Origin of the sequence: Synechococcus sp. KORDI-100, from assembly GCF_000737535.1 — a bacterium.
Lineage (GTDB): Bacteria > Cyanobacteriota > Cyanobacteriia > PCC-6307 > Cyanobiaceae > Parasynechococcus.
Map to the genome: position 1 here is coordinate 1713478 of NZ_CP006269.1, position 13204 is coordinate 1726681.

The following is a 13204-nucleotide window of genomic DNA, read 5'->3' on the forward strand; positions in this document are numbered from 1 at the left end:
TGTTACCGATCAGCCAAGGGCAAATTGACATTCTTTTTTCCGCAAGTCTCTTCTGCATACTTCAGGGCTGCCTGAATGTTTGATGCATCACTCGAAGCCAATACTTTAATGACGTCACTCGCGTATTGGTTGAAATGATCCGAAGTAATTGCAATGTCCTTTCTCAAATCGCACAGCAAGGTTAAAGCTTGATACAGGGACACGTAGCCGCCGTCGTAGGACGTATCACAGCCCTTTTGATTCTGCTCTTTCAAAGTATCCATGAATTCCTGGTAAACATCTTGCGCGGACGCTGCAGGGGCAACAAGGCAAAGAGAAACAAGCAGAACGAAAATTTTCACGGGGATCAGTCCTGACAAACCTCTTGGGACAATCGATCTTAAGCCATGCCATCGGCTTGAAACATCGAAAACAACTGCTTTGGCGTCGCTTTCCGATCAGAAAAAAACCACAATTAAAAATTACGTTAAGATCGCCATCCGCAAATGAAACCTTTCTCGCTGAGTGCGCTTCTACTCCTGATTCAAATGCAGGCGCATGCAAATCTGATTAACAAGCGGGAATACAACATGTTTTTACTGGGCCGAGACGTCGATGCAACCGAACTCGCCTGCTGAGAGAAGGTGGGAATCGACAAGGTAAAATTCCATAAAGATTCCAAAAAAGTCTTTAAGGAGATCAAAGCAGTTCTGCCAGAAGCAATCGTTAACAGAGCCTGGCAGGATTTAAGAACCAACTGCAAAACAATTGGCGGGGTGGATATCGGCAACCTGTAAATCAAGCCCCAGGACATTCAACGACAATCTCGATGCCATGCTGAACCAATTGGCTGTCATCGAATCCCTGATCCATCTCCTCTATCCCGTCGATCGCTGATGCCGCTCCAAAAAGGAATGCGCTCCCAAACCGAAGCTGATCTCAACACCGATCACAAACAGCTGCACCATTCGCTGCTTCGATGAAGAGACTCGATCCATTGCACCTACTGATCACCGGCGCCAGCTCGGGGATTGGTTATGAGGCTGCGAAAGCGCTCGCGCGTGAGGGCCATCGGCTCACGCTCCCATGCCGATCAAACAAACGCTGCGAGCAGACCCGCAGGAAGTTGTTGCAGGCCGGAGCAGATCCCGAACAACTTGATCTCCCTGTGGTTGATCTGGCGGATCTGGACAGCGTTGAACAGGGTTGCCAGACCTGGCTCTCCAAGGGGGACCCGATCGATGCACTCGTTCTCAATGCTGGATTGCAACGGGCTGGAACCAAACAACCGGCGTTCAGCAACCAGGGCATTGAGTTGACCTTCGCCGTTAACCATCTCTCCCATCAATGGATGGCGATGCGCCTGCTGCCCTTACTGCGGAACAACACCCCATCAAGGATCGTGATCACCGCCTCCGATGTGCACAACCCCGGAACCGGCGGGGGACGCGTCGGCAAACCGGCAGGCCTCGGCGACATGGAGGGACTGAAACAGGGAGCCGGATTTGCAATGGTCGATGGCAGCGGTCGGTTTGATGCCGACAAGGCCTACAAGGACAGCAAACTCTGCAATGTGTTGATGGGTCGTGAACTGGCCCGACAGTTGCAAGGGCAGGGTCGGGTGATGCCGGTGATCTCCTGGAGTCCAGGGTTGGTGATCCCGAGGACAGCTGAGGGATTTTTCCGCACAAGCCGCCAGGCAAACCCATTGGGCCTGGCACTGTTCAGCGTCGTGGCGCGGGACCTGCTTCGCCTCACGGAATCGTCAGCCACAGCTGGAGAGCTGCTGTCGGCCCTGGCAACGCAGGGACGATTCGCTCAGCCGGGCTTCGCCTACTTCAGCAATCACCTGGTCGGCCCAGGACGGCATCAATTCGAGCCAATGGACACGAGCCCAGAAGGAAACGACGCTGCCAAAGCGGAGCAGCTCTGGCAGTTGAGTGAACGGCTGATCATGCAGACCTGCCGGCCATGACAGGGGTGGTCGCAGCGCTGGGAGCCGCTTTGGCCTGGACATCAGCCAGTGCCCTCTGGCGCTCCTTGACCCGGGTCGGGCCAGCAGTGCAGCTGAACTGCCTCAAAAACAGTCTCGCGACGGTCCTGTTTCTGCCGATCCTGCTCCTCCTGCCCTGGAGCAGGTTTCCGATCGACAGCCTCCTGCTGCTGGCCAGCGGCATCATCGGCATTGCGCTCGGCGACAGTTTTTACCTGGCGGCCCTGCGACGGCTCGGCACCAGGCGAACCCTGACCGTGGAAGCCATCGGCCCGGTTCTCGCCAGTCTCGGCACGGTCACCCTGGCGAGAGAGTCCCTGACATCACAAGCCTGGATAGGGGCGGCATTGGTCACCACAGCGGTGTTGCTGATCGCCTGGCCAGACGGTTCAGAGAGCCAAAATTCGTTCAATGGCGCCGGACTGCTTTGCTCCTTGATGGCGGTGATCTGTGGACTGAGCGGCGCCTTTCTGGCACGCCAGGTGCTGGTGGGAGGTGATCTGTCAGCCCTGCAGAGTGCGGCCATCCGACTGCTCGGTGGTGCTTTGGTGCTGCTGCCCTTCTCTGCTGGGGCGTGGAGCAAACTGCCAAGCCAACCGGCCGCCATCAACGCACGGCTCGTGATCGCAACCGTCCTGGGAACCAATCTCGGCATCGGCCTGCAGCAGGTGGTGTTCCAACAGCTGCCGGTTGGCCCTGGTGTCACTCTGATGAGCACGGCCCCTGTGATGGCCCTCGTGGCCGCACGTTTCGAAGGCGATTCGCTTCAGCCCCGTGGGATCGGGGCTGCGCTGCTGGCCGTGGCCGGCGTGGCCTTCACCACTCTTTGAAGCTGAAGACGGACCGCTTCAGCAGCGTTGGCCTGGAAGGACAACACCACCAGATCAACACCACAACCGACAGCAGGAGACCAGACCTGTTCCGGTGCGGCTTCAAACCAGCTGTCCAGCCGGGGACCCACCATCTGAATCTGCAGCGGCAACGCCTTGCCCGGCAGCCAGACCCGGCCTTTCAGCCGGACGATCTGAAGCTTTTGAGCGAGTTCCGGAAGAGTAGATTCCAGAATAGATCGATCCCAGCTCCCCTCCAGACGGACTGAGCCACCCACGATCTCAACGTGGGAATGATCATGGCCATGGCTGTGCCCATGGCCATGGCTGTGCCCTTGGCCATGGCTGTGCTCATGGTCATGGCTGTGCTCATGGTCATGGCTCTGCTCATGGTCATGGCTGTGCCCGTTGCCATGGCTGGGATCGGGATGGTGGTCGAGACCCAGCACGACTGCGGGATCGATGCGGCCGCCCTGAATCGGAAGCAGGGGAGTTCCCTGACGAACCTGAGAACGAAGACCATCAAGAACGCGTTGCATTCCAGCCTCTGAGAGGCGATCGGCACGGCTGATCAACACAAGATCGGCAGCATCCAGTTGATCCTTGAACAAATCCTCGATCGCTGTGAGGTGATCCAGGCTGGGATCGTCACGGCGCTGCTGCTCGAGGGCTTCCGGATCACCGACGGGACTGCCCGCGGCCAGGGCCGCACCATCGGTGAGAGTCACCACGCCATTGACGTGAACCCGGCTGCGAATCGCTGGCCAGTTGAGGGCCTGCAGCAACGGGTCCGGCAGTGCCAGACCGCTTGTTTCCACAACAATGCCGTCCAACTGGTCAGCGCGTTCCAGCAGACGCTCGATGGTCGGCAGGAAATCGTCCTGAACCGTGCAGCAGAGACAACCGTTGTTGAGCTCAACAAGACGACCATCCAGCTCCTCTTCAGGACAGAAGCCGCAGCTGCGAATCAGATCGCCATCGAGGCCGACACTTCCGAATTCATTGACCATGACGGCCAGTCTCTGACCGCTGTTGACGAGCAGATGTCGCAACACGGTCGTTTTGCCTGCCCCCAGAAATCCGGTGATCACAGTCACCGGCAAGCGTTTTGGCATCCTTTGCGTCAGGGGCGGCAGTTCAGGCTCTCACGGGTTGCAATCCCAGTCCGAGGATTGACGCCGTTCGCGCGGGAACACAGAGATCGCTGCTGGGGCAGATCCAGCACGGCGTCTGTGAAGTCGGCTCCTTCGATGCGGGAGTCCGCAAAGCGGCTCTGCATCAGCATGGCGTTGGTGAACAACGCCCCCCTCAGGTCAGCGCCATCGAAACGGCTGGCAAACCCCACCACATCGGAAAGATCGGCATCGCGCAGGTCAGCTCCCTGGAGCTGAGACGTGTTGATCACAGCGCCCCGCAGGTCGCTGCCACTGAGATCAACATCCCTGAGATCGGCCTTGAGAAACTCCTTCTCCTTCAGATCGAGTCCGTGCATGTCAGGAGTGATCTCCTGAACAGCCCGTTGCCCCCGCAGCTCAGGCGCCGTGATCGCTGCAGCCGTCGTTGGCGCAAGGCACTGGATCAGAAAGGCACAAACCATGGCCAGTGCCAACGATCCCAAGCGTGAAAGGGCAGGCATCAGGTCCAATCACTCCAGCCGGTAATTTGTGCGCTCACGTTATGGCAGGAGCCAGTGAAGCGAGGCCCATGGCGATGACCCTGCGGGTGGTCGTGCCACCCCATCCCTTGATCGGGCACTGGCTCACGATGCTCAGACATCGCGAGACCCCGGCACCGGTCTACGGAACAGCCATGCAGGAGCTGGGTCGCTGGCTCACCTATGAAGCGCTGCGCGACTGGCTGCCGCATCGACGGGACACCGTGCCAACCGAAACCGGGACAACGGAAGGAACCGTCTGCGAAGCGAACGTCCCGCTTCTGGCCATGCCACTGCTGCCCGCAGGACTGGAGCTCTGGCATGGCGCCCGCAACGTGCTGCCCAATGCGGCCCTCTGTCTCAACGGTGTTCCCGACGGCATCGAAGCGAATGCGGGTTTGATTTTGTTCGTCGACCAGATCACCGATGGCAGGACGCTTCTGGACGTCCTGGTCCAGTTGCAGGAGCAAGGCGTGACAGGCCCTCGGATTCGGGTGATCACAGCCCTCTCAGCCAATGCCGGCTTGAAGCTTCTGGGTGAAGCCGTTCCGGAACTCACCATCCACACCGCCTGCATTGATCCCGATCTCCGCGAGAACGGGCTGATCAGTCCAGGTATTGGTGACCCGGTGCAACGGCTGAATCTTAGAGCAGCGGCCCGTGCCTAACATTGTCCTAGGTCAGTCGAGCCGACGACAGCCATGGGTCAGCATCACGAAGCCGCTCCAGCCACCCTGGTCACCCTGATCACAGGAGCCGTCATCGGAGCGGGGAGTCTTGCCTGGTGGTTGCTGAATGAGGCCGATCGACGTCGACGCCTCGGACATCAGCAGGCGATGCTCTACGCCCCGCGGATGCAGGACGGATCAGAGGTGCTTGATCCCGTCAGCAACGGCCACAAACGCAACCAGGCCTTGGAGGAGCGCGTTGAACGCCTGAACGCAGCCATTGCCGATGTTCGCCGACAGCTCGAGGGCCTGGGGAAGGGCGACTGAGCGATCGGTAGGTTGTCCTGATCCGTCCGAGGCCAGTTACACCATGCTTCGCTCCGACGCTGTCACTCAGGGCATCCAGCGGTCTCCCAACAGGGCCATGCTGCGGGCCGTCGGCTTCGGAGACGAGGATTTCGGCAAGCCGATCATCGGCATCGCCAACGGTTTCAGCACCATCACCCCGTGCAATGTCGGGCTCGATGATCTGGCACGCCGCGCCGAGGAGTCGGCACGTCAGGCCGGTGGCATGCCGCAGATGTTCGGAACCATCACCGTCAGCGATGGCATTTCGATGGGCACCGAAGGGATGAAGTACTCCCTCGTCAGTCGTGAGGTGATCGCTGACGCCATCGAAACCGCCTGCAACGGCCAGAGCATGGATGGTGTGCTGGCAGTCGGCGGATGTGACAAGAACATGCCAGGCGCCATGCTCGCCATTGCACGGATGAACATTCCCTCCGTCTTCGTGTACGGCGGCACGATCAAACCCGGCAAACTCGGAGGCTGTGATCTCACGGTGGTGAGCGCCTTCGAGGCCGTCGGCCAGCTCACCAGCGGAAAAATTGATGAAGCGCAGCTGACAGCGGTTGAGAAAAACGCCTGCCCCGGCGCTGGCAGCTGTGGCGGCATGTTCACCGCCAACACGATGAGTGCCGCCATCGAGACGATGGGATTGAGCCTTCCCTACAGCTCCACGATGGCGGCGGAGGATGAGGAGAAAGCCGAGAGCGCTGCCCGCTCTGCCGAAGTGCTTGTGGAGGCGGTGAACGCCAACATCCGTCCCCTCGACCTGCTGACGAAAGCAGCTTTTGAGAACGCCATCAGCGTGATCATGGCGGTGGGCGGCTCCACCAATGCTGTGCTGCATCTGCTGGCGATCGCCCGCACCGCAGGGGTGGATCTCAACATTGATGATTTCGAACGCATTCGCCAGCGCGTGCCGGTGATCTGCGATCTCAAGCCCAGCGGCCGTTACGTGACGGTGGATCTACACAATGCCGGCGGCATTCCCCAGGTGATGAAGCTGCTGCTGGATGCGGGCCTGCTGCACGGGGATTGCCGCACGGTTGAAGGGAAAACGCTCAGGGACGTGATTGCGGCTGTGCCCTCTCAGCCACCGGCGGGGCAGGACGTGATTCGTCCGCTCAGCAACCCGCTCTATGCTAAGGGCCATCTGGCCATCCTCAAGGGAAACCTGGCCAGCGAGGGCAGCGTGGCCAAGATCAGTGGCGTCAAGACGCCTGTGCTAACCGGCCCGGCTCGGGTGTTCGAAAGCGAAGAGGACTGCCTTGCCGCGATCCTCGACAAGCAGATCAAGGCCGGGGATGTGGTGGTCGTCCGCAACGAGGGACCGGTCGGTGGCCCCGGCATGCGCGAGATGCTGGCTCCCACCTCCGCGATTGTTGGTCAGGGGCTGGGCGACAAGGTGGCGCTGATCACCGATGGTCGCTTCAGCGGCGGCACCTACGGCCTGGTGGTGGGGCATGTGGCCCCGGAAGCCGCTGTTGGCGGCACGATCGGTCTGGTGCAGGAGGGCGACAGCATCACCGTTGATGCCGATCAGCTGCTGCTCCAGCTGAACGTTGATGACGCCGAACTGGAACAGAGGCGGGCCAGCTGGAGCAAGCCGACCCCCCGCTACCGCACCGGAATCCTGGGCAAGTACGCCCGGCTGGTTTCAACATCCAGCCGAGGCGCAACGACGGATCACGCCAATTGATCAGCCGCCGGTTGCACCAGCGAACGCAGCCTCCGGCCCAGCGCTTCCAGTGGTGCAGCATCCTGAGGAGCACTGCAACGCTGGCCTGATTCAGCATCCATCCACACCGGATGGCGGCCATGCCACAGCATCGGGAGATCGGGCTGATCCAACCAGCTGAGCATCAGGTTGACCTCATCGCCACTGCGATAGATCTCCAGTTCGAGATCACGGTCGGGATGACGTTGTCCATCAGCATCGCGGCATTCGATTCGCACATTCAGGTCGTCCAGCTCAACTGCAGCGGAAGGATCGATCGGCACAACGGCGTGACTCCAGGGCTTTAGGCAGACATCGGCGGCCTTGGCGATCAGCACCAGCAAATCCATGGAATCAAGGCAGCGCGCTGATCGAACGGATCAACAACCGAATCGAACCGGGTCGAAAGCCAGGGTTGAGGTCGCCGGCATCGCCGAACTTGGAATGCAGCACCTGGATGCGGGTGACACCGCCGCGATCAAAGCGCAACGGCAGGCCCACGGGTTTGGCGCGCACGGTGGGGCGCAGATCCGCAAACGGCACCACCACACGGGTTGTCCCGCTGGAGTTGGTGGGGACGTCGATCACCCAACGCAAACCACCGGGAATCAGTTCAGTCAGCCCCAACGCTCCATCCCGGCAGCCAAGGGCGATCTTGAGGGTGCGGCCCTCACCATCCACATCGATCTGCAGCGCCGAGAAGGGCGTCAGATCCAGTGGCGGCTGCAGACGTGGTGAACGGCAGCTGACGAAGCCACCGCCGCGCTCGACCAGCTCGCCTTCCAAGAGGAGACCGTCCTCCACCACGCGGCATCCGGCACGGGAGCTGCCGCCCATGATCGTGTCGTTGAGACTGGCCCAGTCAGCGAACTGCTGACCCTGTACAAGCACCTGGTCTGCGGCGGGCGACTGCATTCTGAACAGCATGAAACATGCCATCCCTAGCAGGCTTTACCAGGAGATCGAGAGCATCCCCTTCAGTGCCTCAGCTCAGCTGTCGGAGAATCGCCGGTGGGATGAACCAGTACGACACCAATTGCCAGTCGCGACCCAGGAGGTACGAACGGTAGAAATCCCCGACATCCCGCCAGGAATTCCGGTAGTGGCTGGGGTAGATCGTGGTGGTCAACACCGAAAAGATGACGACGTGCAGGAAGTTTGTTCCGAGATGGTGGCCGAGCTGAAAGCCCAGAAGCCTTGCCTCACTGTTGACGCTGAAGTCGAGCTGAAAATGATCATGGAGATGGTCGTGCAGCTCCGTGCACTCACCGATTCAGGGGATCCAGTTTTCAAGGAACTCAACGAACGGATCCGGCTGGTCGCTGGGGTCGATCGGACCAGGGGAGATGGCCCACGCAACTCCTGCCATTGACCGCAACCCCAATTCAGCAAAGGGATCTTATTTGAGACTCCGCCGCGACCCGATGCTGGTCCAGGGACTCCCCAAGCCAGTGATGCCAGGCACTGAAGCCCTCTCCCGAGGTTGCTGACAGTTCAAAAATCACAGCATTCGGATTGATGCTGCGGATGTTGTCGCGGATGGTCTGCACATCCACAGGCAGATGGGGCAGCAGGTCTGTCTTGGTGATGATCACCACATCGGCTCGACGGAACATCACCGGGTATTTCAGAGGCTTGTCATCTCCTTCGGTGACGCTCAGCAGGGCGACCCCGAGATGCTCCCCCACAGCGAACTCCGCTGGGCAGACCAGGTTGCCGACGTTCTCGATCCAGAGCAGATCCAACGTGGATGGGTCGAGCCTCTGCTGCAGCAGGCGCAGACCGCCCTGCACCATGGAGGCATCGAGATGGCAGGCCCTCCCTGTGGTGATCGGAACCACGGGAACGCCCACAGCCTCCAACCGCTGAGCATCCAGCTGGGTGGTCATGTCCCCCTCAAGCACCGCCATCCGGAATGTGCGGCACAGCTGCGGCAGGGACCTCTCGAGCAGGGCCGTCTTGCCTGCCCCCGGACTGCTCATCACGTTCAACGACAGCAACCGCCAGGCATCGAAGGCCTCTCGGTTGTGATCAGCCTGGTGCTGGTTGGCGGCCAGAAGATTGATCTCCAGGTTGTCGCCGATGGGCATGTGCATGGCTCTTGGATAGCGTCAGGTGGGTGCCGATTCGATCCGGCGGATCCTGAGTTCACGGCCGCTGAGGATGTCCTCAAGCGGTGCAGAACAGCATGGAGAGCGGTATTGCTCCGTCACCGTTGGGGTGTAGGTCGATTCACAGCGGGGACAACGACCAACCAGGGGAATGCTGTTGATCTGGAGGCTGGATCGCTCGAGCCAGGTTCCACCCACGGCGGCCGCATAGGTGGTGACCAGCGCGTCGGGTTCGACGCAGGTGAATTCACCAACATCCAGATGCACGGTCCTGACCTCCATTGGAGCGGATGGCTGGGAATCCCGCCATTCCGCAAGCGAGAGGAGCAGGCAACGGGTCATGTCGACTTCATGCATGACCGTCAGCGCCAGGCCTGATCGACCTGCATGTTGCAGTTGGGATCAAGCCAGCTCGGCGTTTCGCGTCGGGGGAGTTGACCGCTCACCACGAGGTGGGCCATGGTGTCGCAGATCACCCGGGTCGCCATCAGCGAGGTCATGTCGCTGATGTCGTAGGGAGGAGAGACCTCCACGAGTTCAAGGCCACAGACAGGCACCTGGCGGACGATCAGTTCGAGCAGCTTGAGCGCTTCCCTGGGCAACAGACCACCTGGCTCCGGCCAGCCGGTGCCAGGAACGAAGCCGGCATCAATGCAGTCGATGTCGAAGGAGATGTAGACGCAGTCGGTGCCATCGGTGGCCCGTTCAATCGCGAACTGGGCCGCCGCCTCCAGCCCCATTTCGGTGATGTCCGTGACCGTGAGCACATTGGTGCCGCGCTCGCGGCAGACCTTCACGCCCTCCCGGGGAACCTGCCAGCCGCCGATGCCCAACTGCACGAGATTCGCCGCAGGGGCATTGGCCATGTTCGTGGCATGGAACCAGGGGCAGGTATGCATCCGTTCATCCAGATCGGTCTCCTGGGTATCGACATGCCGGTCGAAATGGATGATGCCGACCTTGCGATCGCCGAGATGCCTGCAGACCCCTCGCACCGTTGGGAAGCCGATCGAATGGTCGCCGCCCAGGATGATCGGGAAGGCGCCGCTGGCAAACACGTGGGCCACCCCTTTGGAGATCTGATCGAAACTCTTCTCGTTGTTGGCGGGAATCGTGAAGATGTCTCCGACATCGCACAGGCGAATCTGCTCGCGGAGATCGACGCCCATCTCGTAGTTGTACGGGGTGTACAGCGCCGAGATGCGGCGGATGCCCTGAGGACCGAACCGCGTGCCAGGTCGATAGGTGGTGCCGCTGTCGTGGGGAACGCCCAGCACGGCAACGTCATAGTTGCCGACCTGATTCACATCCTCCAGGTAGGGAGCCTTCATGAAGGTGTTGATGCCGGCATAGTGAGGCAGTTCACCGCGCGAGAAGGTGGAAATCCGCCGGTCCACGATGCTTGCCGCAGCATCAAGCCCGAATTCGCGGGCCCGGTCCACCTCCGTTTGCCAACCGGTCAGCGGCAGCTGACGTTCCTTTTCAAGTGCCTGCATCCCCTCGCTGGGATGTTGACGCTGAAAACCAGCCGTGTCGTCTGAGGACGCAGTCATGGAATCAAGTGCAGAAGCAGCGGAAGCGATGGGCTTCCTGACTCCACCCCTACACCGTCGCAGGGGTGGTGCGCAGCTTTCAAAGAGCTGCAGCGGCGTCCTGATCCGCCAGGATCACAACCTCCGATTCCGGTTGCACCAACTTGGCGGGAGTGCGCTCTGGTGATTCATCAGGGTCGATCAGGCGCTTCAGCGCCTCCTGTTTGCCCGCCCCACTCACCAGAAAGATCACCTGGCGCGACGCACTGAGCACAGGGGCGGTCAATGTGATGCGATCCAGACCCTTGCCACGGCCAACGGTGGACCAGCTGGTGGTGACCGTTGGGGCCTCGGTGCCGGGGAACAATGACGCGGTGTGTCCGTCATCACCCAGGCCGAGAAGCATGACATCAAAGACGGGTGGATCTCCGGAACACTGGCGAGAGACCAGAGCTCCGAAGGCCTCGGCACTGGCATCCGCATTGGCCAGCTCCACAGTCGGAACGGCATGGAACGTGGCCTTCGAGCCTGGTCCTTCCGCCAGAAGGGTGTTGCGAAGCATGCGGGCATTGCTGGATTCATCATCGGCAGCAACCCAGCGCTCATCTCCGAGGAACACATCCACGCGATCCCAGGGGAGCCGTTCCTGTCCGAGCAGGCTGTAGGCCCGGGCGGGAGTCGTTCCGCCGGAAAGAGCGATTTGACAGCGATCACGCTGATCGAGGGCCAGGCTGATCTGGGCAGCGATCAGCTCGGACGCCCGGCGAGCGAGGTCCTGAGGATCGCTCGCCCGCTCGATGCGATAAACGGCCATGTCTGATCAGCTCAGGCCAGCCATTCGGTGTGGAAGGTGCCTTCCTTGTCGATGCGCTTGTAGGTGTGGGAGCCGAAGCAATCACGCATCGCCTGCACAAGGTTCTGAGGGAGACGTCCGGTGCGGTAGCTGTTGATGTAATCCAGCGTGCTGCTGAAGCAGGGGACCGGAATGCCGGACTCAGCAGCGCCGGCCACCACCTTCGCCAGACCGGGAAGACGACGGTTTACCTGCTCGGCGAACCATGGATCCAGCATCAGATTGGGCAGCTGGGGATTGGCGTTGTAGGCATCCTGAATCCGCTTGAGGAGTCGGGCACGGATGATGCAGCCCCCCTTCCAGATCTGAGCGATGGAGGGCATGTGGAGGTCGTAGTCCAGATCGTTCGAGGCGATCCGCAACAGCTCCATGCCCTGGGCATAGCTAGCAATGCAGCTGAGCACCGTGGCGTCCATCAACGGGGACATGGCATCGGCGGGAGTCCCAAGGTCGAAATCCTTGATGGCCGGTCCCTTCAGGACGTCCTCGGCCTTGACACGCTGCTCCTTCATGGAGCTCATCACCCGTCCATTCAGGGAGGCATAAATGGTGGGAACCGATGCGCCCATCTGGAGGGCAGTCACCACGGTCCAGAGACCTGTTCCTTTCTGCCCAGCCTGATCCATGATTTTCTCAACAAGATCCTGGCCGTCCTCTGGATCCTTGGTGCGAAGACAAACCTCGGTGATCTCCACCAGATAGGAGGACAGTTCCTCCGTGGCATTCCACTGGGCCAGAACGTCGGCCATCTGATCGCCATTCATTCCCTTGACCCGCTTCATCAGGTCGTAACCCTCAGCGAGGATCTGCTCGATGCCGTACTCGATGCCGTTGTGGACGGTCTTCACAAGATGACCGGATCCACCCGGACCGATGTACGTGACGCAGGGGCCATCCTCAACCTGGGCGGCCATTTTGTTCACCAGGCTTTCAATTGCGTCGTAGGAGGATTTGGTTCCCCCCGGCATCATGCTCGGGCCCTCGAGGGCTCCTTTGGCCCCACCGGATACACCCATTCCGATGAAGCCGAAGCTCTTGCTTTCGAGCTGCTTCACGCGGCGCTCAGTGTCGTGATAGTCGGAGTTGCCGCCATCAATCAACAGATCACCTTCCTCGAGATAAGGAGAGATCTGATCAACCACTGCATCCACGGCAGGACCAGCCTTGACCATCATCAGGATGCGGCGTGGACGCTCAAGCTTGCCGACGAAATCCTGCAGATCTGAGGCACCCTGAATGTTTTTGCCCTGGCCACGACCATTCAGGAACTCTTCGGTTTTGGCATAGGTACGGTTGTAGACAACGCTTGAAAAACCATTACGTTCGGCGTTGAGGACGAGGTTCTCGCCCATGACACCGAGACCGATCAGACCGAAGTGAGACTTGGACATGGTCGGAGGGACCACTGACAACTGACGTCAGTGTGAGCACGCCATCCGGATCCGGCCGCAAATCAAACGACATGTGTCAGGAATGATGCATCGAGACGTCGTTTGTTTGATCAGGGACGTCTCATCCCTTG

At 60.3% G+C, this 13204-nt stretch carries 18 protein-coding genes; 7 read left to right on the plus strand and 11 right to left on the minus strand.

Annotated elements, in window-relative coordinates; translation table 11 throughout:
• Window positions 1-2 precede the first annotated feature (2 nt).
• Complete coding sequence (locus KR100_RS08610; protein WP_038544849.1) at window positions 3-341, minus strand: hypothetical protein; 339 nt, start codon at window positions 339-341, stop codon at window positions 3-5.
• A 282-nt stretch (window positions 342-623) separates the two neighbouring features.
• Here KR100_RS08610 and KR100_RS16550 point away from each other — a divergent pair, with 282 nt between their 5' ends.
• The 3 genes from KR100_RS16550 (at window position 624) to KR100_RS08620 (ending at window position 2802) form a co-directional block, all read left to right on the plus strand.
• Window positions 624-776, plus strand: coding sequence for a hypothetical protein (locus KR100_RS16550; protein ID WP_156097996.1), 153 nt, complete (start codon window positions 624-626; stop codon window positions 774-776).
• A 182-nt stretch (window positions 777-958) separates the two neighbouring features.
• Window positions 959-1954 (plus strand): SDR family NAD(P)-dependent oxidoreductase, encoded by a 996-nt coding sequence (locus KR100_RS08615; protein ID WP_038544852.1) that lies wholly within the window; start codon window positions 959-961, stop codon window positions 1952-1954.
• Window positions 1951-2802, plus strand: coding sequence for an EamA family transporter (locus KR100_RS08620; protein WP_038544855.1), 852 nt, complete (start codon window positions 1951-1953; stop codon window positions 2800-2802). The genes KR100_RS08615 and KR100_RS08620 overlap by 4 nt, the downstream gene beginning before the upstream one ends.
• Here the strand turns inward: KR100_RS08620 and KR100_RS08625 are convergent.
• Together KR100_RS08625 and KR100_RS08630 are read right to left on the minus strand one after the other, a co-directional pair.
• Window positions 2739-3917, minus strand: coding sequence for a GTP-binding protein (locus KR100_RS08625; RefSeq protein WP_038544858.1), 1179 nt, complete (start codon window positions 3915-3917; stop codon window positions 2739-2741). The genes KR100_RS08620 and KR100_RS08625 overlap by 64 nt on opposite strands.
• Before the next feature lie 8 nt (window positions 3918-3925).
• Window positions 3926-4399 (minus strand): pentapeptide repeat-containing protein, encoded by a 474-nt coding sequence (locus KR100_RS08630; RefSeq protein WP_051847644.1) that lies wholly within the window; start codon window positions 4397-4399, stop codon window positions 3926-3928.
• 107 nt (window positions 4400-4506) lie between these two features.
• Between KR100_RS08630 and KR100_RS08635 the strand changes: the two genes are divergently transcribed.
• From KR100_RS08635 to ilvD, 3 genes are read left to right on the plus strand one after another with little or no spacing between them, the layout of a single operon-like run.
• Entirely contained in the window at window positions 4507-5124 is a 618-nt protein-coding gene (locus KR100_RS08635) for a uracil phosphoribosyltransferase (protein WP_038544860.1), read from the plus strand.
• Between the two features lie 33 nt (window positions 5125-5157).
• Complete coding sequence (locus KR100_RS08640) at window positions 5158-5451, plus strand: hypothetical protein (RefSeq protein ID WP_038544863.1); 294 nt, start codon at window positions 5158-5160, stop codon at window positions 5449-5451.
• A gap of 43 nt (window positions 5452-5494) precedes the next feature.
• Window positions 5495-7168 (plus strand): dihydroxy-acid dehydratase, encoded by a 1674-nt coding sequence (gene ilvD / locus KR100_RS08645; RefSeq protein WP_038544866.1) that lies wholly within the window; start codon window positions 5495-5497, stop codon window positions 7166-7168.
• On the opposite strand, the gene KR100_RS08650 is transcribed toward ilvD, so the two are convergent.
• The 3 genes from KR100_RS08650 to KR100_RS16790 all read right to left on the minus strand — a co-directional run bounded on the left by KR100_RS08650 (window position 7156) and on the right by KR100_RS16790 (window position 8315).
• Complete coding sequence (locus tag KR100_RS08650) at window positions 7156-7536, minus strand: hypothetical protein (RefSeq protein WP_038544869.1); 381 nt, start codon at window positions 7534-7536, stop codon at window positions 7156-7158. The genes ilvD and KR100_RS08650 overlap by 13 nt on opposite strands.
• A gap of 4 nt (window positions 7537-7540) precedes the next feature.
• Window positions 7541-8101, minus strand: coding sequence for a CIA30 family protein (locus KR100_RS08655; protein ID WP_038544873.1), 561 nt, complete (start codon window positions 8099-8101; stop codon window positions 7541-7543).
• A 70-nt stretch (window positions 8102-8171) separates the two neighbouring features.
• Complete coding sequence (locus KR100_RS16790; protein ID WP_239420296.1) at window positions 8172-8315, minus strand: hypothetical protein; 144 nt, start codon at window positions 8313-8315, stop codon at window positions 8172-8174.
• 39 nt (window positions 8316-8354) lie between these two features.
• Here KR100_RS16790 and KR100_RS16795 point away from each other — a divergent pair, with 39 nt between their 5' ends.
• Window positions 8355-8558 (plus strand): hypothetical protein, encoded by a 204-nt coding sequence (locus tag KR100_RS16795; protein ID WP_239420297.1) that lies wholly within the window; start codon window positions 8355-8357, stop codon window positions 8556-8558.
• A 13-nt stretch (window positions 8559-8571) separates the two neighbouring features.
• Here the strand turns inward: KR100_RS16795 and hypB are convergent, their stop codons facing one another.
• The 5 genes from hypB to gndA all read right to left on the minus strand — a co-directional run bounded on the left by hypB (window position 8572) and on the right by gndA (window position 13073).
• A complete protein-coding gene (gene hypB / locus KR100_RS08665) occupies window positions 8572-9282 on the minus strand; it encodes a hydrogenase nickel incorporation protein HypB (protein ID WP_051847411.1) in 711 nt (236 codons plus the stop codon).
• Between the two features lie 15 nt (window positions 9283-9297).
• Window positions 9298-9654, minus strand: coding sequence for a hydrogenase maturation nickel metallochaperone HypA (locus KR100_RS08670; RefSeq protein WP_038544878.1), 357 nt, complete (start codon window positions 9652-9654; stop codon window positions 9298-9300).
• Window positions 9655-9659: 5 nt separating this feature from the next.
• A complete protein-coding gene (gene speB / locus KR100_RS08675) occupies window positions 9660-10850 on the minus strand; it encodes an agmatinase (protein WP_038544881.1) in 1191 nt (396 codons plus the stop codon).
• Between the two features lie 79 nt (window positions 10851-10929).
• Window positions 10930-11643 carry a 6-phosphogluconolactonase gene (gene pgl / locus KR100_RS08680; protein ID WP_038544884.1) on the minus strand — a complete coding sequence of 238 codons (714 nt, stop codon included), beginning with the start codon at window positions 11641-11643 and terminating at the stop codon, window positions 10930-10932.
• An 11-nt stretch (window positions 11644-11654) separates the two neighbouring features.
• Complete coding sequence (gndA, locus tag KR100_RS08685; protein WP_038544887.1) at window positions 11655-13073, minus strand: NADP-dependent phosphogluconate dehydrogenase; 1419 nt, start codon at window positions 13071-13073, stop codon at window positions 11655-11657.
• Between the last annotated feature and the right edge of the window lie 131 nt (window positions 13074-13204).

Coding starts and splice junctions, on each gene's coding strand:
- KR100_RS08615 (WP_038544852.1), top strand. CDS start 959: ATGAAGAGACTCGATCCATTGCACCTACTGATCACCGGCGCCAGCTCG.
- KR100_RS08620 (WP_038544855.1), top strand. CDS start 1,951: ATGACAGGGGTGGTCGCAGCGCTGGGAGCCGCTTTGGCCTGGACATCA.
- KR100_RS08625 (WP_038544858.1), bottom strand. CDS start 3,917: ATGCCAAAACGCTTGCCGGTGACTGTGATCACCGGATTTCTGGGGGCA.
- KR100_RS08630 (WP_051847644.1), bottom strand. CDS start 4,399: ATGGTTTGTGCCTTTCTGATCCAGTGCCTTGCGCCAACGACGGCTGCA.
- KR100_RS08635 (WP_038544860.1), top strand. CDS start 4,507: ATGGCGATGACCCTGCGGGTGGTCGTGCCACCCCATCCCTTGATCGGG.
- KR100_RS08640 (WP_038544863.1), top strand. CDS start 5,158: ATGGGTCAGCATCACGAAGCCGCTCCAGCCACCCTGGTCACCCTGATC.
- ilvD (WP_038544866.1), top strand. CDS start 5,495: ATGCTTCGCTCCGACGCTGTCACTCAGGGCATCCAGCGGTCTCCCAAC.
- KR100_RS08650 (WP_038544869.1), bottom strand. CDS start 7,536: ATGGATTTGCTGGTGCTGATCGCCAAGGCCGCCGATGTCTGCCTAAAG.
- KR100_RS08655 (WP_038544873.1), bottom strand. CDS start 8,101: ATGCAGTCGCCCGCCGCAGACCAGGTGCTTGTACAGGGTCAGCAGTTC.
- KR100_RS16795 (WP_239420297.1), top strand. CDS start 8,355: ATGGTGGCCGAGCTGAAAGCCCAGAAGCCTTGCCTCACTGTTGACGCT.
- hypB (WP_051847411.1), bottom strand. CDS start 9,282: ATGCACATGCCCATCGGCGACAACCTGGAGATCAATCTTCTGGCCGCC.
- KR100_RS08670 (WP_038544878.1), bottom strand. CDS start 9,654: ATGCATGAAGTCGACATGACCCGTTGCCTGCTCCTCTCGCTTGCGGAA.
- speB (WP_038544881.1), bottom strand. CDS start 10,850: ATGACTGCGTCCTCAGACGACACGGCTGGTTTTCAGCGTCAACATCCC.
- pgl (WP_038544884.1), bottom strand. CDS start 11,643: ATGGCCGTTTATCGCATCGAGCGGGCGAGCGATCCTCAGGACCTCGCT.
- gndA (WP_038544887.1), bottom strand. CDS start 13,073: ATGTCCAAGTCTCACTTCGGTCTGATCGGTCTCGGTGTCATGGGCGAG.